We start from the raw sequence: 18,816 nt of genomic DNA on the forward strand, positions 1-18,816 counted from the left end.
CGGGGCTTTTTTGTGGGCGGCGGGTTCAGCTCATCATGCCTTTCACCAAGCGCTCCTGTTCGATCAGCTCACGCTGACGGGCGTCGATGCGTGAGGACAACGGGAAGTTATTGCCGGCGCGCCGCTTGGCAAAGTCCAACTGCTGGATGGCTTGCTGGAAATCCCCCACCAATGCGAAATACTCGGCGCGAGCCTGATGCAGGCCAATGATGTTACCGGACAAGCCGCGAGTCTCGGCGACCTGATACCACACGTCCGGATCGTCCGGTCGCGACTTGAGCAGCCCATCCAGTGCCTTTTCTGCATCGGCGGTACGGTTCTGTTTAAGCAGCAGGTCTACCCGCACCTGGTTCAGAGGATAGTTGCTGGGGTACTGGGTGAGCATGCGGTCGGTACGTTGCTGCGCATCCGGCATGCGGTTGCTGGTGATGTCCAGTTCGATTTGGGCCAGGTTGTAGGTAATGTCGTTGGGCGCCTTGGCCAACAGCGGCGCCAGGCTTTCCCGCGCTTCCTTGAGTTGAGTACCCTTGATCTGAGCGATGGCCAGGCCATAACGCGCTACGTCATTTTTAGGGTTCTCATCCAGCTGCGCCTGGAAGCGCTTGGCGGCCAGGCCTGGTGTGTCTTCGTACTTGAGCTGCACCCGTGCGCGAATCAGTTGATAGCGCAGGCTGTCTTCCTTGCCGCCAGGTTTGGCTTGTTCGGCGCGGTTGCGGGTGTCGGCGATACGCGATTCGGTTACCGGGTGAGTCAGCAGGAACTCCGGTGGCTTGGCGTCGAAGCGGTATTGGCGCATCAGCCGTTCGAACATCGTGGGCATGGAGCGCGGGTCGTAGCCGGCTTTCTCCAGGTTGAGGATGCCGATGCGGTCGGCCTCTTGCTCGTTCTGTCGAGAGAAGCGGCGCTGTTCCTGGATCGCGGCGGCTTGTGAGCCGGCAATCGCGGCGATACCGGCATCGCCGGCACCCGCAGCGGCGGCGATAATGCCGCCAAGCAGGGCGGCCATCATCGGCAGTTGCATGCGTGATTGCGCTTCCACGCCTCGGGCAAAGTGACGCTGAGACAAGTGCGCCAGTTCGTGGGCCATTACCGACGCGTATTCGCCTTCGGTCTGTGCATTGAGAAACAGGCCGCCGTTGACCCCGACGATCCCACCGGGAGCCGCAAAGGCGTTGAGCTGTGGGCTGTTGATCAGGATGAATTCCAGGCGCCGGTCATTGACCTGGCTGGTCTCCACCAGCTTGTACACGCTGGTTTCAACGTAATCCTTGAGTTGCGGATCATTGAGTTGCGAAACCTGGCCGCGCAGGTAAGCAAGCCAGGCGCGGCCCAGTTGGTATTCCTGTTGCGGCGAGACAATGGCAGAACTGGCATCACCAAGTGACGGCAGGTCGTCAGCGAAGGCCGGGGAGGCCAGCAGGCAGGCTAGCGTCAGCAGGGTAGGGCGCAAAAAAGTCATGCACAAAGCCTTTCGACAAAGAGCTTACTGTAGCCGGACACTGAGCTTGGGACCAGATATTCTAAGCGGCCCGAATGTTTGCCTGGAGTAGCACCATGACCGACGTTGTAGCCTGTGACGCCGAACTCGACGCCAGCGGTCTGAACTGCCCTTTACCGTTGCTCAAGGCCAAGCTGGAGCTCAATAAAATGGCCAGCGGTAAGGTGCTCAAGGTGATTGCCACCGACGCCGGCTCCCAGCGTGATTTTCGCACCTTTGCCAAGCTGGCCGGCCACACCCTGGAGCATGAAGACGCCGCCGAGGGTGTGTACCGTTATTGGTTGCGCAAGGGCTGATGGCCTTATCGACGCAGAATCAGGCCTTATTCAGCGCCTGCGCTGCCGCCAACACGGCATCGACATGCCCTGGCACTTTCACGCCGCGCCATTGCTGACGCAGCACGCCTTGGCTGTCGATCAGGAATGTGCTGCGATCCACACCCAGGTATTCCTTGCCATACAGCTTCTTCAACTTGATCACGTCAAACAGCTTGCAGACCGCTTCGTCCTTATCGCTGATCAGCTCGAAAGGAAACTCTTGTTTGCCCTTGAAGTTTTCGTGGGACTTCACGCTGTCACGCGACACGCCGAACACTTCGGTATTAGCGGCCTTGAACGCGGCGTACTGGTCACGAAAACCCTGGCCTTCGGTAGTGCAGCCTGGGGTGCTGTCCTTCGGGTAAAAGTAGATCACCACTTGCTTGCCCTTGAGGGCCGCGAGGCTGAAAGTCTGGCCGCTGGTGGCCTGGGCCTCGAAATCGGCCACGGGTGTGTCGATGGCTACCGGCATAGAGAGGTACTTCCTTACATGGGGTTCTGTGGGCGCCATGGTTCGATCAAGGCGTCGAGGTTCAGGGCATCGGCGAAATCGAGGAACTGGTCGCGCAGCCAACTGATCTGTACGCCGGCCGGCAAGGTCACGGTAAAGGTGGCATTGAGCATGGTGCCGCCGGTTTGTGGCGCCTGGTAGGTGTCACAGGTCAGGTTTTCCAGCTCGACGTTATGGTCGATAAAGAACTGGCACAGCTCGTTGACGATGTCCGAACGGTAGGCCGAGCTGACGTAGGCCACGTAAGGCAAAGCCTGTGGGCGATTTTCCAGGGCGGCGCTGCGCACCACGTTAACGGTAAAGTCGTGCTTTTTGGCCAGGCCCGGCAGGCCGGTTTCAAGGCGTGCCAAGGCATCCCAGGAGCCAGAAATCTGCAGGACCAGCGCACTGCACTCGCCGTGGCGGGTCAGGCGGGAGGTCACGACGGCGCAGCGGTTCTCATGGCTGGCGCGGCACAGGACGTTGGTCAGCTCCATGGGGTTGGCGCCGAGGGCACTGATAACAAGGAATTGTTCGCGAACTGTGGGGGTGGACATGCAGCCTTCCTAAAGCGATGAGCGGTCGATACCGTGTGGGCTGTATCGATCAAAGGATCAAGGGTAGCGAAAAGCGTCGCCAAGGGCTAGGAGGTGGCGTTTTCATTGCGTGATCAGCCGGCTTCGGGCGGTCCTTTGGCCCGATGATGTCATTGCCCGACGTTTAGTTGCGCCAGAACGCATCCTCACGCGGTACTTCGCTTGTACAAGCATCTTGGCGCCAGTACCATTACGGCTCTCTTTTTCCGGCAGGAGCGGTTGCATGATTGCGGGCAGTATGGTGGCACTGGTCACACCCATGGATGCACAAGGTCGTCTCGACTGGGACAGCCTGGGCAAACTGGTGGACTTCCACCTGCAAGAGGGCACCAACGCCATTGTGGCGGTCGGCACCACAGGTGAATCGGCCACCCTCGATGTGGAAGAACACATCCAGGTGATCGAGTTCGTGGTCAAGCGCGTTGCGGGCCGCATTGCCGTGATCGCCGGTACGGGCGCCAACTCGACGCGTGAAGCGATCGAGCTGACCAGGAACGCCAAGAAGGCTGGCGCCGACGCTTGCCTGCTGGTAACCCCGTACTACAACAAGCCGACCCAGGAAGGCTTGTACCAGCACTTCAAAGCTATCGCCGAAGCCGTTCAGATCCCGCAGATCCTCTACAACGTACCGGGTCGCACCGCGTGCGATATGAAGGCCGAGACCGTGATCCGCCTGTCCACCGTGCCGAACATCATCGGCATCAAGGAAGCCACTGGCGACCTGCAGCGCGCGAAGGACATCCTGGCCGGCGTGAGCAGCGACTTCCTGGTGTATTCCGGTGACGACGCCACCGCTGTCGAGCTGATCCTGCTGGGTGGCAAGGGCAATATCTCCGTGACCGCCAACGTGGCCCCGCGCGCCATGAGCGATATGTGTGCCGCCGCCATCGCGGGCGATGCAGCCACCGCTCGCGCCATCCACGAAAAGCTGATGCCGCTCAACAAGACACTGTTTATCGAATCCAATCCTATTCCCGTGAAGTGGGCGCTGTTTGAGATGGGCCTGATGCCGGACGGTATCCGTCTGCCGCTCACCCCCCTCAGCGAAGCCTGTCACGAACCGCTGCGACAGGCCCTGCGCCAGTCCGGCGTCCTGGTTTAATTGAGGAAGCACTACGCATGAAGCGATTGGCCGGACTTTCCGCACTTGCCTTGATTATCTCCAGCACCAGTGGCTGCGGTTGGGTATGGGGCCCGGAAGGCTACTTCCGTGACCGCGGCAGCGATTACCTGGAAGCGCAAGCAACCAAACCGATGCAACTGCCGCCTGATGTCAATGTCGCCAAGCGCCTTGACCCATTGTTGCCGATTCCACGCAACGTCGCCGACGACACGGTCAAGGGTGAGTACGTAGTGCCGCGCCCACAGCCGATTATGGCCGTGGCCGATGCCAGCGACTACAGCCTGCAGAAAAGCGGCGACAACCGCTGGATCGTGGCTCAGCGTCCGCCTGCCGAAGTCTGGCCGGTGGCGGTGCAGTTCTTCCAGGACAACGGTTTCCGCCTCGACCAGCAACGCCCGCAGACCGGTGAGTTCACCACCGCATGGCAGCAAGGTCGCGAGCTGTCCGCCAACATGGCCCAGCGCCTGCTGGCGGGCGGTGTAGCCGCCGACAGTGAAGCCCGTGTGCGTGTACGCATCGAGCCCGGCGTGCAGCGCAATACCAGCGAAGTCTATGTAGTCAGCGCCGAGCGGCCTGCCGGCAGCACGGCTGACGTCGACTTCACGCCGCGCTCGGTTAACACCGGCGTCGACGCCGCGCTGGTCGACGAGATGCTGGCCAGCATGAGCCGTATCTCCGAGAAGGGCGGTTCCGTTTCCCTGCTCGCCGCCCGTGACTACGACACCCCTAGCCGCGTCAGCCTCACCGAAGACGGCAGCGGTAACGTCGTGCTGAACCTGGGTGAAGACCTCGACCGTGCCTGGGCCAGTGTTGGCCGTGCGTTGGAGCAGGGCCCTTGGCGCGTTGAAGACATCAACCGCAGCCTGGGCCTGTACTACATCAACGTGGCTGAAAAGGCCGAGAAGAAAGACGATGAGCCAGGTTTCTTCGGCAAATTGTTCGGCAGCGCGCCGACCAAGGAAGAGATCGAAACCCGTGCCGAGCGTTACCAGGTTCGTTTGAGCAAGGTGGGCGAAAGCGTGCAAGTCACCGTCGAGAAGAACATCAACACCGTCGCGCCAGCTGAAACAGCGCGCAAAGTGTTGGGCGTGATTCAAGACAACCTGGGCTGATCCGATGCGTTTTGCCGTTCTCGGCAGCGGTAGCCAAGGGAACGGTACGCTGGTCGCCCATAACGACACGTACGTGCTGGTCGATTGTGGTTTCTCGTTAAGAGAAACCGAGCGGCGCCTGTTACGCCTGGGGGTTCACCCCACGCAACTGAGCGCGATTCTGGTAACCCACGAACATGCCGACCATGTGCATGGCGTGGGTTTACTGTCTCGGCGCTACAATCTGCCGGTGTACTTGAGTCGTGGCACATTGCGCGGGATGCGCAAACCCATTGAGCCGACAGGTTTTCTGGCCGATGGCGAGCAACTGCAAATCGGTGCCCTGAGCATCAATGTCATCGCGGTGGCCCACGATGCCCAGGAGCCCACGCAATACGTATTCAGTGACGGCCAGCGGCGTTTCGGCGTGCTGACCGACCTGGGTTCCTATTGTGCCAGGGTGCTGGACGGTTACCGGGACCTCGATGCCTTGATGATCGAGTCCAACCACTGCAGGGATATGCTGGCGCGCGGTCACTACCCTTACTTTCTCAAGCAGCGGGTGGGCGGCGAGCTGGGACATTTGAACAACCACCAGGCGGCATACCTGGTGTATGAGTTGGGCTGGCAAGACCTGCAACACCTGGTCCTGGCTCACCTCAGCAGCAAGAACAACCTGCCGACGCTTGCCCGGCAATGTTTTGTCGACACCCTCGGGTGCGACCCGGACTGGCTGCAACTGGCCGATCAAGATTCAGGGCTCGACTGGCGACACATCGCCTAGCCCACCTTACTCAAAGCGGAGCCCATCATGGAAAAACGTGAAGAACTCTACCGCGGCAAAGCCAAGTCGGTATACAAGACCGACGACGCCAACCGCCTGATCCTGCTGTTTCGCAACGACACGTCGGCGTTCGACGGCAAGCGCATCGAACAGCTGGATCGCAAAGGCATGGTGAACAACAAGTTCAACGCCTTCATCATGCAGAAACTCGAAGCGGCCGGTATCCCGACCCAATTCGACAAACTGCTGGGCGACAACGAGTGCCTGGTCAAGAAGCTCGACATGATCCCGGTGGAATGCGTCGTGCGTAACTACGCCGCCGGCAGCCTGGTCAAGCGCCTGGGCGTGGAAGAGGGCCTCAAGCTCAACCCTTACACGTTTGAACTGTTCCTGAAGGACGACGCCAAGGGCGACCCGTTCATCAACGAATCCCACGTTGTGGCGTTCGGCTGGGGCACCGCTGAGCAACTGGCGCGCATGAAGGAGTTGTCCCTCAAGGTCAACGACGTGCTGACCAAGCTGTTCGACGACGCAGGCCTGTTGCTGGTGGACTTCAAGCTCGAATTCGGCGTGTTCCACGACGGCTCCATCGTCCTGGGCGACGAATTCAGCCCGGATGGCTGCCGCCTGTGGGACAAGGACACCAAGAAGAAGATGGACAAAGACCGCTTCCGCCAGGGCCTCGGTGACGTGATCGAAGCCTACGAAGAAGTCGCCAAGCGCCTCGGCGTACCGCTGTAATCGACGCAAGCATCTGATAGCACGGAAAAAAATCGCTTCGGCGCTTTGCATCCATCAATCATGCTGTTATGATGCGCGCCGTTGGAGAGATGCCAGAGTGGCCGAATGGGACGGATTCGAAATCCGTTGTACCTTCACCGGTACCTAGGGTTCGAATCCCTATCTCTCCGCCATTACATAGAAAAAGCCCCGTAGCTGAATAAGCTGCGGGGCTTTTTCGTTTCCAGCCGTTATTAACGGCTGCTTCAGGGATTTATTGTAGTCCCGCCTAGCGCTGTTCAAGGCGCTCAGACGCTTTGCGATAAGCTTGATCACGCTCACGTTTATCAACGGCGACCACGAACACCGTAATTTCCTGATCGATCACTTGATACACCAGCCTGTACCCGCTACTACGCAGTTTGATCTTGTAGCAGTCAGGCAGGCTATGGAGGCGATTAGCTTCAATACGTGGGTTGTTCAGGATTTCGACTAGCTTCTTTTTGAGTTGCTGACGGAGGGGTGTCTCCGAGTTTTTGCCATTCCTTCAATGCACGCGCATCAAAATCAAGGCTATAGGTCATCCAAAGAAACCCTCACGCGTTGAGGCGATGCAAGACGCTCGCGTACGGTCGCCATCAAGGCTTCATCCTCTTCAGTCATCAGCACAGGCTTAAATGGCAACTGGCCGCGCTCGGCAACATATTGCAGCGCCTGGCGTATTAGTTCGGAAGGGGTGACACCGAGCTTCTCCAGCTCCAGGTAGGCGCGAGTTTTCAGGTCGTCATCGATACGGATGTTGATAGATGCCAAGGGATAGCTCCTTGTGTAATGACGTTGGTCATTACATTGGAGCAATCGGGTTTCATTGGCAAGTTTGTCTGGACATACGGCAGTCGCTCTCATCTGTTGATCCTACTTTTTGGCCGTCGGCTTCGCCGGGCGCTTTTTATCGGTTTCTTTCACCGTTTCCCTTGGTCTTTTCTTCGCCTCTTGCTCGGTTACGTATTCACCTGTGACTGCATCGCGATATCTCGTTGGCATATCAGCATCCTTGACAGTATGTCGCCACGGCGGCGACTTTTTGAGACTAGCTCGCAGGCTTATGCGCACAAGGTTCCCTGTGGGCATTCTGGTTACCAAGCTTTTCCGAAACAGGTGCTTACGTTATGCGGGTTCGGCGGTTTTCGAGCAGGGTTGCGTTGGCTGGGGTAGGGCGCTAACCTTCCGCCGTCGCCCTCATGGCGACCGGTTTTGACAGGCCGAATAACGTGCGATCTCTGTGCATCCCCAAACTGGTTCCAGGCGTCTGTCTGTGCCCATTTGTTATGGCGGCTGTGCGTGGGGCATCTTCGGGTGCGCCGGGTTTCCACGTTTCCGGTCTGTCAACCCGCGTACAGCTCATCCGCCCTTCAAACCGCCTATCAATGCGCCGAAGATCCAGCCAGCACGCAGTCGCCCGTGATCATGACCCTGGCTCAATTGATCGAGAACGCGCAAGCCTTGGTGGATGCTGTCCTCGAGCGTGATTTCTCCACGGCCAAATAAATACCTGCTCCCGAAACGAAAAAAGCCTGCTGAACTCAACGCTCAGCAGGCTTTTTTGCGCATGCAGTTCGGTCAGGCAGGCTGCGCCACCAGGCTATTACTCACCTTGCGCCCCAACACCAGCACGGTCGCAAACCCGAACCCCACCAACACCGTGGCCAGGCTCAACAATACCGAGCTGCCCATTTGGTCGACGATCCGCCCGCCAAAGAATGAACCCAGGGCGATGATCACCTGAAACAGCGCCACAAACAGTGGCATGCCGCGTTCTACATCCTTGGGCGCCACCACAAACATCCAGATGCTGGCGCAGGCCGGGAACGCGCCGAAGGCGAAGCCCCAGAGGGCGATCAGCATCGCCGCGCCGGTCATACCGGTGGCGAAGTAGGGGAACAGTGCAGTGCTGGTACCGATCATCAGCGCGACCAGCAGCAGGGTGTTGCGTACGCTGCGGTTGGCGGCAAAGCCAGCGAATATATTGCCCAGCACTCCAGCCACGCCATACAGCAACAACAGCGAGCCAATCGTGGGGCCGTCGAAGCCGGAGCTGTGTTTGAAAAACGGTGCAACATAGGTATACGCCGCAAAGTGCGCCAGGCCGATCAGCAGCACGGCGATCAACCCGACCCGTGCTTGTGGGTTGATAAACAAAGCCGGCAGGTCACGGATCTGAATGGCTTTCTCAGGGGTGAGTCGCGGCAGCAGGAAGATTTGCGCCAACAGCACCGGAATGCCCACCAACGCCGTGACCAGGAAGGTCATCCGCCAGCCCATCAGGCCGCTGAGCCATGTACCTACCGGCACGCCCAACACGGTGGCCAGGGTCACGCCCATCATGATGATCGAGGTGGCCTTTGCTACGCCCACGCCTTTGGGCGCCAGCCGCCCGCTGAGGGCAATGGCCGTGGCCCAGAAGCCGCCGATGCTGATGCCGAGCAATACACGGCCGAACAGCAGCAGGCTGAAATCGGTGGCGAAGGCCACCACCGAGTTGGCGATGATCATCACCAGTGTCAGGCCAATCAGCAGATAGCGACGGTCCATGGCGCCAATGCTGACCGACAGAAACGGCGCGGCGAGGGCGGCCATGATGCCGGGTAATGTGACCATCAATCCGGCGTGACCGGCACTGATGCCCAGGTCGCTGGCGACGTCGTTGAGTACGCCCACCGGCAGGAATTCACTGGTCACCAGTGCGAAGGCACCCACGGCGACCGAAAGAATCGCCAGCCACTGCTGTTTGACGCTTTGTTGATTATGTTCGGGAAGGCCGCTAGGGGCCTGGCTCGCGCTTGGCATGGGATTGGGGTCCGGGAGGAATGTCGCCTGAAGCCAGGCGAGGAGGGAATGTGGGGCGATTATAGGAATCAGTGTCGGCAATCGTTCAGGCGCTCGTTTCGATAGTAATCATCAGTGCTATCGATGTGAGCAATCATTTTTCGGTCAACCGTTCCAGAAGGCACTCAATAAACACCCCCTCCGCCCGACTCAACTTCTGCTCCCGGTTCCACAGCAGATGAATATCCACATCCGCAATCCCCTCATCCGGCGGCAACCGCCACAGCAGCCCGCTCTTCACATCGTCCGCCACCACATGAGTGGGTAAGCAGCCCAAGCCAAACCCGGCAATGACCAATCGCCGCACTTCTTCCAGGCTGGAGGATGACGCCACGATCCGCCCACCGAACCCTTGCTGGTCACGGAAAATAGTCAGCGGCGACAACATGCCGCCAATCTGGTCGCTGGTAAAACTCACGAAATTCTCCGATTGCAGATCCCCTTCGACCAACCCTGTGCGTCCGAACAATGGGTGGTGTTTTCCACAAAAGAACGCATAACGCTGACGCAGAAACAGATGCTGTTCCAGGCGCGGTTGTGGCCGGCGGTTGAGGCTGAGCCCCAGGGTCGCGGTTTTTTCCAGCAACGCGGCGACAATGTCGGAGCTGCGCATCACTTCGACTTCCAGATCGACCCGCGGATGTTCGCGATGAAAGCCTGCGAGAAAGTCATCGAAAGTGTCGGAATTAATCCGACTGATCATCAGCAGGCGCACTTTGCCGATCACTTCATCACCCGGCTTTTGCAGAGCGTTGCTCATCTGCGAAACCTGTCCGTAAATCTCCCCGGCAATGGCGAAGATCTGCTCACCGGCCTCGGTGAGCACGAAGCGCGGGCCTCGGCGCAGGATGAGCTGGCAATCCAACTGTTCTTCCAGGCGCTTGAGCGCCTGGCTGATGGCCGGTTGCGTCAGATGCAGGCGGGCGGCGGCGCGGCTGATGCTCAGTTCCTGGCCGATCACGCGGAAGGTGCGCAGCAGGTTCCAGTCCAGGCGGTCATTGAGCAGAGGGTGAATATCGCGGCGGAATTCGGGCATGGCGGCGCTCGATAATAAGCAGTTCTTATAATCAAGATAATAAATAGAAAATTGACTAATCATAGCCCCTGGCCGAAAAATCGGGTTTAACGAGCGCCACCAGAGCGCACCGGTTTGACTTTCTCCTGCCAAAAAAATAACCAAAGGAGCCAGCCCCATGAAGCCTTCCGCTTCGCCGCAGCCTCGCCGTGCTGCGGCCGCCGCCTTTATCGGCACCATGATCGAGTGGTATGACTTTTACATCTATGCCACCGCTGCAGCGCTGGTGTTCGGTCAGCTGTTCTTCCCCTCCGATGATAAATTGTTCAGCACCATGGCCGCGTTCGGCACCTTCGCCGTGGGCTTTTTTGCGCGGCCGTTGGGCGGCATTGTGTTCGGTCATATCGGCGACCGCATCGGCCGCAAGAAATCCTTAGTGATTACCCTCGTGATGATGGGCGTGGTCACGGTGTGCATAGGCCTGTTACCGACCTATGCCCAGATCGGCGCAGCCGCGCCAGTGCTGTTGATCCTGTTACGCGTGGTGCAGGGTATTGCGGTTGGCGGCGAGTGGGGCGGGGCGGTGTTGATGGCTGGCGAGCACGCACCGAAAGGGCGGCGTAATTTCTTTGCATCCTTCGCGCAGTTGGGCAGCCCGGCCGGTTTGATTCTTTCCTTGCTGGCGTTCAGTGCCGTCACTCGTTTACCTGAAGAAGACCTGCTCAGCTGGGGCTGGCGCCTGCCGTTCCTGGCCAGTGCCTTGCTGTTGGTCGTCGGCCTCGCGATTCGCCTGGGTGTGAACGAGTCTCCGGAGTTCCTCGAAGACAAGGCCCAGGCGGAAAAAGCGCGGGCGATCAAGCAGGACCAAGCCCCCGTGCTGGAAGTGCTGAAGACCGCTTGGCGTCCATTGTTGTTGTGCATTGGCGCCAACACGTTGGGGATTGCCGGCGTGTATTTCACTAACACCTTCATGATTGCCTACAGCACTCAGCAACTTAACCTGCCGCGCTCGTTGATTCTGGAGTGCCTGTTCTTCGTCGCCATTATTCAGTTCTGCGTTCAGCCGCTGGCCGCCTGGGTGGCGGAGAAGGTCGGCGCTACGCGGTTTCTGTGCGCCATGTGTGTGCTGGCAATGGCCTCGCCGTACCCGATGTTCGTCCTGGTCAGCAGCGCTCAGGCACCGTTGATCATCCTCGGCATTGCCCTGGCGGTGGTGTGCATGGCGTCGTTCTACGCCGTCATCGCAGGTTTTGTCAGCGGCCTGTTTGAAAACCGTGTGCGCTACACCGCGATCTCCCTGGCTTACCAGGTATGCGGCGCGCTGGCCGGCGGCCTGACACCGTTGATCGGCACCTGGCTGGCCCATCAATACCTAGGCCAATGGTGGCCGATGGCAGTGTTTTACAGCGTGATCGCGGCGGTTTCGTTGGTGTGCGTGCTGGCCTTGTCCCGCCGCCATGCCACGGCCCACCGCCTGGAAATGGCACACAGTTGAGAGAGTCAGCAATGTTGAGGATTAATGGCGAGCGCCTGTGGCGTAGCCTGATGGACATGGCCGAGATCGGCGCGACCGCACGCGGTGGCAGCTGCCGCCTGGCGTTGAGCGCCGAAGACAAGGCCGGTCGTGAGCTGTTCAGCCATTGGTGTAAAGCAGCCGGCCTGACGTTGAGCGTGGATGCTATCGGCAACCTGTTCGCCCGCCGCGCGGGCACCGACAATGACGCCGCCCCGGTGATGATGGGCAGCCACCTGGATACCCAGCCCGAAGGCGGACGCTTCGATGGGGTGTACGGCGTGTTGGCTGGCCTGGAGGTGATCCGCAGCCTCGACGACCAGGGTATCCAGACGCGCAAGCCGTTGGAAATTGCAGTGTGGACCAACGAGGAGGGCGCCCGTTTCACCCCAGCGATGCTGGGCTCGGCGGTGTTCACCGGTACGCTTGCCCTGGACATGGCACTGGCAACCGCTGATGTAGACGGTATCAGCGTGAACGAGGCGTTGCGCACCACCGGCTACAACGGTGAGCGTCCGTTGGGTGGCGCAGTGGATGCGTATTTCGAAGCGCATATCGAGCAAGGCCCGATTCTGGAAGACAACGCCAACAGCATCGGCGTGGTCACCGGTGGTCAAGCGATTCGCTGGCTCGATGTACGGGTCGAAGGCATGGCCGCGCACGCTGGCACCACGCCGATGCCGTTGCGTAAAGATGCGCTGTACGGCGCGGCAAAAATGATCCAGGCCCTGGAAAACCTCGCCGCCGATTTTGCCCCGCAGGGCCTCACCACTGTGGGTGAACTGAGCATCGCCAAGTCGTCGCGCAACACCATCCCCGGCTTGCTCAATTTTACCGTCGACCTTCGCCATCACCGCGACGCCGACATCGACGCCATGGAGCAGCAAGTGCGTGCACGCCTGCAGGCTATCGCGGACAACCGTGGCCTGAGCGTCACCATCACGCCTCACTGGATCAGCCCGGCCACGCCGTTCGACGCCGAGTGCGTGGCTTGCGTGCAGGCTGCGGTGGACGGCTTGGGCTACAGCCAACAGACCATCGTCAGCGGCGCCGGCCACGATGCGATTCACCTGGCGCGCTATTGCCCCACCGCGATGATCTTCATCCCCTGCGTCGGCGGCCTCAGCCACAACGAAGCCGAGGATGTCTTGCCCGACGATGTGCGCCAGGGTACCGATGTCTTGCTCAACGCCGTCTTGAAACGCGCCGGGCATGTTCATTTCTAAAGGCCGACGCCGTACTCCTGTGGGAGCTGGCTTGCCTGCGATAGCGGACTGTCAGAGAACAATGTACTGCCTGATTCACCGCCATCGCAGGCAAGCCAGCTCCCACAGGTGCTGTGTTTATTCAGGAGCAACTCATGAAGACGTTTTTTCACCCCGAACAACTCCTGCATCACCCGCGTAGCTACTACTCCCGCGGCCAGATGCGCACGCCCCAAGAGGTTCCCGAGCGAGCGCGCAACCTGCTGCTGGCTGCGCAAACCCTGGGCTTCGATATCCTGCAACCGACCGATTACGGTATGGGGCCGTTGCTCGCGGTGCACGGCTGCGCCTACCTGGCTTTTCTTCAAGAAGCTCACCAGCGCTGGAAAGAAATCCCCGAAGACTGGGGCGACGAAGTCATGTCCAACATCTTCGTGCGTGAACCCAATGCCTTGCGCGGCATCCTGGCTCAGGCGGCACGCTACCTGGCCGATGGCAGTTGCCCCATCGGTGAATTGACCTGGCGCTCGGCTTATTGGTCAGCCCAAAGCGCCATCGCCGCAGCGGGAGACATCCTCGATGGCGCCCCTGCCGCCTACGCCTTGTGCCGGCCCCCGGGCCATCACGCCCGCTTCGACGCGGCCGGTGGCTTCTGTTACATCAACAATGCGGCCGTGGCTGCGCAAGCGCTGCGCCAGGGTTTCCAGCGTGTCGCCGTGCTCGATACCGATATGCATCACGGCCAAGGCATCCAGGAAATTTTCTACGACCGCGATGACGTGCTGTATGTGTCGATCCACGGCGACCCGACCAACTTCTATCCTGGCGTAGCAGGCTTTGCCGAGGAAAAAGGCAACGGCGCCGGCGAGGGGTACAACCTCAACCTGCCGATGCCCCATGGTGCCAGCGAAGCGGTGTTCTTTGAAAAACTGGAGCAGGCCCTGGCAGCGGTGAAGGACTTCTCGGCGGATGTGCTGGTGTTGTCACTGGGCTTCGATATCTATGAGCTGGACCCACAAAGCAAAGTCGCGGTGACGCGGGAAGGCTTTGCGCGGTTGGGAGCCCGCATCCGTGCGCTGGGGTTGCCCTGCGTGATCGTGCAGGAAGGCGGGTATCACTTGGAAACGTTGGACAGTAATGCCCAGGCGTTTTTCGGTGCACCAACGGCTTGGAACGCGCGCTCAGGCCCTTCATTAAAGGGTGTTTGAACGCTAAAGGCCTGCTGATCAGTTTTCAGCAGGCTTTTCAGCCCTTGTCGGGTGCTCGTTCTGATCTGCGTGCAACAACGCCGTGTAATCTTGCCCGCCGTAAAACACCCCCACTATTGATACCGTTTTGAAGTCAGGCTTCACCCTGAAAGCAATAATGGTGCTGCGACGATAGTGAGTGATGCGCAAGTCTTTCAACAGGTCGTCACGGCGCATGCCACGCAAGGGAAACAGGGCAAGGCTTTCACAGTAGCTGACAAGATTGTCGATAAAACGCGCCGCTACAGGAGGGGAGCCGACATCGCTGATGTAGTCTTCGAGGGCATCGAGTTGCGCCAAGACCTCGGGCGAAAAAACTACCGAGTAGCTCACGCTTCCCCTGTGCCTTTGCGCTGACGTCTGGCGGCCATATGTTCGCGGACCTGTTCTGGCGATAACCCAAGCTCAGGCTTCGCCTCAAGGGCGGTCGCTGCGGGGATGACTTCGGCTCTGAGCCAATCCTCCATGGCACGATCACGCGCCAGCAACGCCCGCAGGCCGTCGCGAATCACTTCACTTTCGCTGGCATATTCGCCAGCAGCCACCTTGGCTTTGACCAGGGCAGCCATTTCAAGGGGCAAGGTGATGCTCATTTGCTGGGTTGAGCGCATGGGGGTATCCGCCTGGTGTGAGTGGGATTCAATCCTACTCGACCATTGGCGCGATGCAAGAAGCAACTGATCGATGCCGATGCCCGGCGCCTCGTCGTCTATCCAGAAGGGGTAGGTTTCCATGAGTTGCTACGTCTCCAGTTGTGTAGGTCAGGCCGAAAGTATTGACCCGTTTTGGCGATCGCGTTGCCGTAGGTGGCTGATAACCTGCTGATATGTATGACTTCATATGTGTAACAAGATGATCTCGGCAAACCATCTCGGCACACATGGCGTCCCACCCGCTCCCATACGATAATGCTCGCCACCTCGACCACCTTTGGCCTGCCTCCCGTGATCATCAACTTCGACCTCAACGACCTCCAAGCTTTCCGCGCCGTGGTGGACAAGGGCAGTTTTCGTGGCGCTGCCGAGGCCATCCGTATCTCGCAACCGGCCCTCAGCCGGCGTATCGAAAAGCTCGAGTCCGCGCTGGATGTAAAGCTGTTCGAACGCACCACTCGGCGGGTCAGCCTGACCATGGTCGGGCGTGCATTTTTGCCCCAGGTCGAGCGTATGCTCGACGATCTCGACATCGCGCTGATGGGTATCAGCAACGTCGCCTCGACGCGCATGGGTAATGTCACCATCGCCTGCGTGCCGTCTACCGCGTACTACTTCATGCCCCACGTGATCTCCGAGTTCCACAAGCTGTATCCGAAGATTCGCCTGCGGGTGCTGGATGCCAGTGCCGGCGAGGTGTGCAATGCGGTAGCCAGTGGCGAGGCGGACTTTGGCGTGAGTTTCAGCGGCAGCCTGGCCGATGAGGTGGAATTCGAGTTGCTGCTGCAGGAGCGCTACGTGCTGGCCTGTCGGCGTGATCACCCTTTGGCTGGGCGTGACAGCGTGAGCTGGACCGAGGCCTATGAGCATGACTACATCGAGGTGGACAAGACGTCGGGCAACCGCTTCCTGCTCGACCAGGCCCTGCGTGGGGTGCGGGTGAAAAAGCCGAGTATCTGCGAGACGCACCACGTGACCACCATGATCGGGCTGGTGGAGGCGGGGTTGGGCGTAGCGATGGTGCCGTCTATTGCGATGCCGGCGCACACTCACCCGATTCTGGTCAGTGTGCCGCTGGTGGAGCCCCAGGTGCTGCGCAATGTAGGCTTGATCAAGCGCCGCGGGCGGACGTTGCCACCGGCAGCGCTGGAGTTGGAGCGTCTGGTGCGGGAGATGCCGTTCCGGTCAGCGTGACACCGAGTCCAGGCCGGTGGATTGCACCTCCGGCTGGGCCTCGGGCGATGCCATGAACTGCAACAGCGCCTTGGCCTGCTCCGGGTGTTCGGCGTTCACCGGAATGCCCGCGGCAAAGCGCGTCACCGACTGCACGTCTTCCGGGATCTTGCCCACAAACGTTACACCCTTGACTGGCAACAACTCCGCCACTTGCTGCAAGCCGACCTCGTAATCGCCCTTGGCCACCTGCTCGCCCACCGGCACGCGTTCGATCATGGTGCCCTTGGCCGGCATGCCGAGTTTCTTGAACAATTCCTTCTCGACATACACCCCGCTGGCGCTATCCGAATAGGCCACCGACTTGGCTTGGCTCAACACAGCCTTGAGCTCGGCATCGGTATTGATCGAAGGTTTGGCCGCACCTTCCTTCACTACCAGGCCGATCCGCGAGTCCGCCAATTCCACGCGGGAGGCGGGGTCGACTTTGCCTTGTTTGATCAGTTCATCCAGGGCATAGCCGACCATGATCACCACGTCGGCCTGTTCGCCACGGGCCAGGCGGTTGGGAATCGCTTCCGGCGCCTTGCCCATGGACGGGCCAAGGATGGTGTCGAGGGTGTCACCGCTTTGCTCGGCGTATTGCGGGCCGAGCAATTTATACGCGGCGGTGAAGCCGCCTGAGGTCATGACCTTGAGTTGTTCGGCCTGGGCGGTCAGCGCCAGGGTGCCGAGGATGACAGCAGTGAGGGTCTTGAACAGCGGCTTCATTGCGCAGCCTCCTGCATTACTTGGCCACGGGTATTGGCGCGGCGATACAACGCCAGGGTCGAACACAATGCACACAGCGCGGCGAAGATCATCCAATACGCAGGTGAAGCCTTGTCTTCGGTGATGTGAATGAACCAGGTGGAGATCGCTGGCGTGAAGCCACCGAACACTGCTGTCGCAAGGCTGTAAGCCAGGGAAAAACCCGCCACGCGTACTTCCACCGGCATGATTTCGGTGAGCGCCGGGATCATCGCGCCGTTATACATGCCATACAGGAACGAGAACCACAGCAGGGTTTCCAGCATGTGCGCAAAACTGGGGGCGTTGACCACGTAGGACAGCGCTGGATAAGCCGTAAGGACAGTCAGCACCGTCATGGCAATCAACACTGGTTTGCGGCCGAAGCGGTCGCTTAACGTGCCGCCGATCGGCAGCCAGAAAAAGTTCGAGATCGCGACCAGCAAGGTCACCAGCAAGGCGTCCGAGGTGCTCAGGTGCAACACGGTTCTACCGAAAGTCGGTGCGTACACGGTGATCAGGTAGAACGCGGTGGTGGTCATGGCCACCATCAGCATGCCGCCGATGACCACGGTCCAGTTCTTCACCAGGGTCGCCAGCACTTCACGCATGGTCGGGCGATGCTTGCGGTTGGCGAACTCTTCGGTTTCCTGCAGGTTGCGACGCAGCACGAAGATGAACGGAATGATCACGCAGCCGACGGCGAACGGAATCCGCCAGCCCCAATCGGCCACCACCGCAGGTTCCATCCACACGTTCAGGCCATAACCCAGGGCCGCGGCGACGACGATGGAGATCTGTTGGCTGCCCGACTGCCAACTGGTGTAGAAGCCTTTACGGCCCGGCGTGGCCATTTCGGACAGGTACACCGACACGCCACCCAGCTCCGCACCGGCCGAGAAACCTTGCAGCAGGCGCCCCAGCAGCACTAGAAACGGCGCCCACAGGCCGATGGTCTGATAACTCGGCACCAGTACGATCAGTAGCGTACCGCTGGCCATGATCGACAAGGTCACGATCAAGCCTTTGCGACGGCCCACGTCATCGATGTAGGCACCCAGAATAATCGCGCCCAATGGACGCATCAGGAAGCCAGCGCCGAACACGGCGAAGGTCATCATTAATGACGCAAACTCATTAGCGGCCGGGAAGAACGCGGCAGCGATATAGGTGGCGTAGAAACCGAACAGAAAGAAGTCGAACTGTTCGAGGAAATTGCCCGAAGTAACGCGCAATACCGCGCCTACTTTCGAGGGGGCAGCCGCAGGCCGGGAAGGGGTTGTCATGGTTTTGTGTCTCCAGCGTTCTTTTTAAAGTGCTTGTTTCGCTTAAGACTTGGGATAGTGGCTGACACATTTAGAAATGATAAGTGACTAATTTGGATGAATTGATGCGTATTAGCTATCAATCTATCCCAGCTTCAAAACAACCCGCCGTGTCCTATGCTTGAAGCTGTTTCCAATTCTTATGGACGGAGGCCGTTATGGGGAACGAACACAAGCAGCACAACGAGCCGGAGCGTGAAGAACCCCGGCGGCAGCGCGAAGACGAAAAGCCGCAAACGTGGAAGCATCCGGACGATGGCACCGAGCTTTCCGAGCGTGACCAAGAGCGACCGCTCAAGCCTTGAGTCAGGTAAACGCGGTCTGACTGTGGGAGCGGGCTTGCTCGCGAAGGCGGTGTGTCAGTCAACGGAGTCGTCGGCTGATCCACCGC

At 59.6% G+C, this 18,816-nt stretch carries 20 protein-coding genes, 1 tRNA gene and 1 pseudogene; 11 read left to right on the plus strand and 11 right to left on the minus strand.

The window, feature by feature from the left end; translation table 11 throughout:
• Nucleotides 1-25 precede the first annotated feature (25 nt).
• Entirely contained in the window at nucleotides 26-1,459 is a 1,434-nt protein-coding gene (locus GIV35_RS17910; protein ID WP_105226110.1) for a M48 family metalloprotease, read from the minus strand.
• A gap of 95 nt (nucleotides 1,460-1,554) precedes the next feature.
• Between GIV35_RS17910 and GIV35_RS17915 the strand changes: the two genes are divergently transcribed.
• A complete protein-coding gene (locus tag GIV35_RS17915; protein WP_105226111.1) occupies nucleotides 1,555-1,794 on the plus strand; it encodes a sulfurtransferase TusA family protein in 240 nt (79 codons plus the stop codon).
• A 19-nt stretch (nucleotides 1,795-1,813) separates the two neighbouring features.
• On the opposite strand, the gene GIV35_RS17920 is transcribed toward GIV35_RS17915, so the two are convergent.
• Nucleotides 1,814-2,287: a peroxiredoxin gene (locus GIV35_RS17920; RefSeq protein ID WP_105226112.1), complete on the minus strand. Its 474-nt coding sequence runs from the start codon at nucleotides 2,285-2,287 to the stop codon at nucleotides 1,814-1,816.
• Nucleotides 2,288-2,301: 14 nt separating this feature from the next.
• Nucleotides 2,302-2,862, minus strand: coding sequence for a glycine cleavage system protein R (locus tag GIV35_RS17925; RefSeq protein ID WP_003189463.1), 561 nt, complete (start codon nucleotides 2,860-2,862; stop codon nucleotides 2,302-2,304).
• A 262-nt stretch (nucleotides 2,863-3,124) separates the two neighbouring features.
• On the opposite strand from GIV35_RS17925, the gene dapA reads away from it, so the two are divergent.
• From dapA to GIV35_RS17950, 5 genes are all read left to right on the plus strand, one after another.
• A complete protein-coding gene (dapA, locus tag GIV35_RS17930; RefSeq protein ID WP_054897607.1) occupies nucleotides 3,125-4,003 on the plus strand; it encodes a 4-hydroxy-tetrahydrodipicolinate synthase in 879 nt (292 codons plus the stop codon).
• A gap of 17 nt (nucleotides 4,004-4,020) precedes the next feature.
• Nucleotides 4,021-5,136 carry an outer membrane protein assembly factor BamC gene (bamC, locus tag GIV35_RS17935; RefSeq protein ID WP_032892980.1) on the plus strand — a complete coding sequence of 372 codons (1,116 nt, stop codon included), beginning with the start codon at nucleotides 4,021-4,023 and terminating at the stop codon, nucleotides 5,134-5,136.
• A gap of 4 nt (nucleotides 5,137-5,140) precedes the next feature.
• Nucleotides 5,141-5,899 carry an MBL fold metallo-hydrolase gene (locus GIV35_RS17940; protein WP_223023775.1) on the plus strand — a complete coding sequence of 253 codons (759 nt, stop codon included), beginning with the start codon at nucleotides 5,141-5,143 and terminating at the stop codon, nucleotides 5,897-5,899.
• Nucleotides 5,900-5,926: 27 nt separating this feature from the next.
• Nucleotides 5,927-6,640: a phosphoribosylaminoimidazolesuccinocarboxamide synthase gene (gene purC, locus GIV35_RS17945; protein ID WP_057022031.1), complete on the plus strand. Its 714-nt coding sequence runs from the start codon at nucleotides 5,927-5,929 to the stop codon at nucleotides 6,638-6,640.
• Between the two features lie 83 nt (nucleotides 6,641-6,723).
• Nucleotides 6,724-6,813: transfer RNA gene (locus GIV35_RS17950), tRNA-Ser, on the plus strand.
• A gap of 95 nt (nucleotides 6,814-6,908) precedes the next feature.
• Here GIV35_RS17950 and GIV35_RS17955 read toward each other — a convergent pair.
• The 4 genes and pseudogenes from GIV35_RS17955 to GIV35_RS17970 all read right to left on the minus strand — a co-directional run bounded on the left by GIV35_RS17955 (nucleotide 6,909) and on the right by GIV35_RS17970 (nucleotide 10,541).
• Nucleotides 6,909-7,203, minus strand: a pseudogene (locus tag GIV35_RS17955) (type II toxin-antitoxin system RelE family toxin).
• Entirely contained in the window at nucleotides 7,193-7,432 is a 240-nt protein-coding gene (locus GIV35_RS17960; RefSeq protein ID WP_020301039.1) for a type II toxin-antitoxin system RelB/DinJ family antitoxin, read from the minus strand. Before GIV35_RS17960 ends, GIV35_RS17955 begins: the two are co-directional and overlap by 11 nt.
• Nucleotides 7,433-8,239: 807 nt before the next feature.
• Nucleotides 8,240-9,466: an MFS transporter gene (locus GIV35_RS17965; RefSeq protein ID WP_197880204.1), complete on the minus strand. Its 1,227-nt coding sequence runs from the start codon at nucleotides 9,464-9,466 to the stop codon at nucleotides 8,240-8,242.
• Between the two features lie 133 nt (nucleotides 9,467-9,599).
• Nucleotides 9,600-10,541, minus strand: a complete 942-nt coding sequence (locus GIV35_RS17970; RefSeq protein ID WP_236265478.1) for a LysR family transcriptional regulator — start codon at nucleotides 10,539-10,541, stop codon at nucleotides 9,600-9,602.
• 157 nt (nucleotides 10,542-10,698) lie between these two features.
• Between GIV35_RS17970 and GIV35_RS17975 the strand changes: the two genes are divergently transcribed.
• The 3 genes from GIV35_RS17975 to GIV35_RS17985 all read left to right on the plus strand — a co-directional run bounded on the left by GIV35_RS17975 (nucleotide 10,699) and on the right by GIV35_RS17985 (nucleotide 14,446).
• Nucleotides 10,699-12,015: an MFS transporter gene (locus GIV35_RS17975; RefSeq protein WP_236265476.1), complete on the plus strand. Its 1,317-nt coding sequence runs from the start codon at nucleotides 10,699-10,701 to the stop codon at nucleotides 12,013-12,015.
• 11 nt (nucleotides 12,016-12,026) lie between these two features.
• On the plus strand, nucleotides 12,027-13,259 hold the full coding sequence (locus GIV35_RS17980) for a Zn-dependent hydrolase (RefSeq protein WP_223023774.1): 1,233 nt from the start codon (nucleotides 12,027-12,029) through the stop codon (nucleotides 13,257-13,259).
• A gap of 134 nt (nucleotides 13,260-13,393) precedes the next feature.
• A complete protein-coding gene (locus tag GIV35_RS17985) occupies nucleotides 13,394-14,446 on the plus strand; it encodes a histone deacetylase family protein (protein ID WP_223023773.1) in 1,053 nt (350 codons plus the stop codon).
• Between the two features lie 18 nt (nucleotides 14,447-14,464).
• Here GIV35_RS17985 and GIV35_RS17990 read toward each other — a convergent pair whose 3' ends face one another.
• Together GIV35_RS17990 and GIV35_RS17995 are read right to left on the minus strand one after the other, a co-directional pair.
• Nucleotides 14,465-14,818, minus strand: coding sequence for a type II toxin-antitoxin system RelE/ParE family toxin (locus GIV35_RS17990; RefSeq protein ID WP_034126594.1), 354 nt, complete (start codon nucleotides 14,816-14,818; stop codon nucleotides 14,465-14,467).
• Nucleotides 14,815-15,219: a ribbon-helix-helix domain-containing protein gene (locus GIV35_RS17995; RefSeq protein WP_198715013.1), complete on the minus strand. Its 405-nt coding sequence runs from the start codon at nucleotides 15,217-15,219 to the stop codon at nucleotides 14,815-14,817. Before GIV35_RS17995 ends, GIV35_RS17990 begins: the two co-directional genes overlap by 4 nt.
• A 210-nt stretch (nucleotides 15,220-15,429) precedes the next feature.
• Here GIV35_RS17995 and GIV35_RS18000 point away from each other — a divergent pair, with 210 nt between their 5' ends.
• A complete protein-coding gene (locus GIV35_RS18000) occupies nucleotides 15,430-16,332 on the plus strand; it encodes a LysR family transcriptional regulator (RefSeq protein ID WP_034127031.1) in 903 nt (300 codons plus the stop codon).
• On the opposite strand, the gene GIV35_RS18005 is transcribed toward GIV35_RS18000, so the two are convergent.
• Together GIV35_RS18005 and GIV35_RS18010 are read right to left on the minus strand one after the other, a co-directional pair.
• Nucleotides 16,324-17,082 carry a substrate-binding domain-containing protein gene (locus GIV35_RS18005; RefSeq protein WP_223023772.1) on the minus strand — a complete coding sequence of 253 codons (759 nt, stop codon included), beginning with the start codon at nucleotides 17,080-17,082 and terminating at the stop codon, nucleotides 16,324-16,326. The two genes, GIV35_RS18000 and GIV35_RS18005, sit on opposite strands and share 9 nt — an antisense overlap.
• A complete protein-coding gene (locus GIV35_RS18010) occupies nucleotides 17,079-18,386 on the minus strand; it encodes an MFS transporter (RefSeq protein ID WP_236265474.1) in 1,308 nt (435 codons plus the stop codon). Before GIV35_RS18010 ends, GIV35_RS18005 begins: the two co-directional genes overlap by 4 nt.
• Nucleotides 18,387-18,583: 197 nt before the next feature.
• Between GIV35_RS18010 and GIV35_RS18015 the strand changes: the two genes are divergently transcribed.
• A complete protein-coding gene (locus GIV35_RS18015; protein ID WP_169918770.1) occupies nucleotides 18,584-18,730 on the plus strand; it encodes a hypothetical protein in 147 nt (48 codons plus the stop codon).
• Nucleotides 18,731-18,816: the final 86 nt, after the last annotated feature.

This window comes from Pseudomonas sp. PA-1-6B (assembly GCF_021609545.1).
In the GTDB taxonomy this organism is placed as follows: domain Bacteria; phylum Pseudomonadota; class Gammaproteobacteria; order Pseudomonadales; family Pseudomonadaceae; genus Aquipseudomonas; species Aquipseudomonas fluorescens_BV.

Bases quoted from the DNA above. Each gene is read 5' to 3' on its own strand.
- GIV35_RS17925 (WP_003189463.1), bottom strand. From the start codon at position 2,862: ATGTCCACCCCCACAGTTCGCGAACAATTCCTTGTTATCAGTGCCCTC.
- GIV35_RS18010 (WP_236265474.1), bottom strand. From the start codon at position 18,386: ATGACAACCCCTTCCCGGCCTGCGGCTGCCCCCTCGAAAGTAGGCGCG.
- GIV35_RS17995 (WP_198715013.1), bottom strand. From the start codon at position 15,219: ATGGAAACCTACCCCTTCTGGATAGACGACGAGGCGCCGGGCATCGGC.
- GIV35_RS17975 (WP_236265476.1), top strand. From the start codon at position 10,699: ATGAAGCCTTCCGCTTCGCCGCAGCCTCGCCGTGCTGCGGCCGCCGCC.
- GIV35_RS18015 (WP_169918770.1), top strand. From the start codon at position 18,584: ATGGGGAACGAACACAAGCAGCACAACGAGCCGGAGCGTGAAGAACCC.
- GIV35_RS17915 (WP_105226111.1), top strand. From the start codon at position 1,555: ATGACCGACGTTGTAGCCTGTGACGCCGAACTCGACGCCAGCGGTCTG.
- GIV35_RS17910 (WP_105226110.1), bottom strand. From the start codon at position 1,459: ATGACTTTTTTGCGCCCTACCCTGCTGACGCTAGCCTGCCTGCTGGCC.
- GIV35_RS17965 (WP_197880204.1), bottom strand. From the start codon at position 9,466: ATGCCAAGCGCGAGCCAGGCCCCTAGCGGCCTTCCCGAACATAATCAA.
- GIV35_RS17970 (WP_236265478.1), bottom strand. From the start codon at position 10,541: ATGCCCGAATTCCGCCGCGATATTCACCCTCTGCTCAATGACCGCCTG.
- GIV35_RS18005 (WP_223023772.1), bottom strand. From the start codon at position 17,082: ATGAAGCCGCTGTTCAAGACCCTCACTGCTGTCATCCTCGGCACCCTG.
- GIV35_RS17985 (WP_223023773.1), top strand. From the start codon at position 13,394: ATGAAGACGTTTTTTCACCCCGAACAACTCCTGCATCACCCGCGTAGC.
- purC (WP_057022031.1), top strand. From the start codon at position 5,927: ATGGAAAAACGTGAAGAACTCTACCGCGGCAAAGCCAAGTCGGTATAC.
- GIV35_RS17920 (WP_105226112.1), bottom strand. From the start codon at position 2,287: ATGCCGGTAGCCATCGACACACCCGTGGCCGATTTCGAGGCCCAGGCC.
- GIV35_RS17940 (WP_223023775.1), top strand. From the start codon at position 5,141: ATGCGTTTTGCCGTTCTCGGCAGCGGTAGCCAAGGGAACGGTACGCTG.
- dapA (WP_054897607.1), top strand. From the start codon at position 3,125: ATGATTGCGGGCAGTATGGTGGCACTGGTCACACCCATGGATGCACAA.
- bamC (WP_032892980.1), top strand. From the start codon at position 4,021: ATGAAGCGATTGGCCGGACTTTCCGCACTTGCCTTGATTATCTCCAGC.
- GIV35_RS17980 (WP_223023774.1), top strand. From the start codon at position 12,027: ATGTTGAGGATTAATGGCGAGCGCCTGTGGCGTAGCCTGATGGACATG.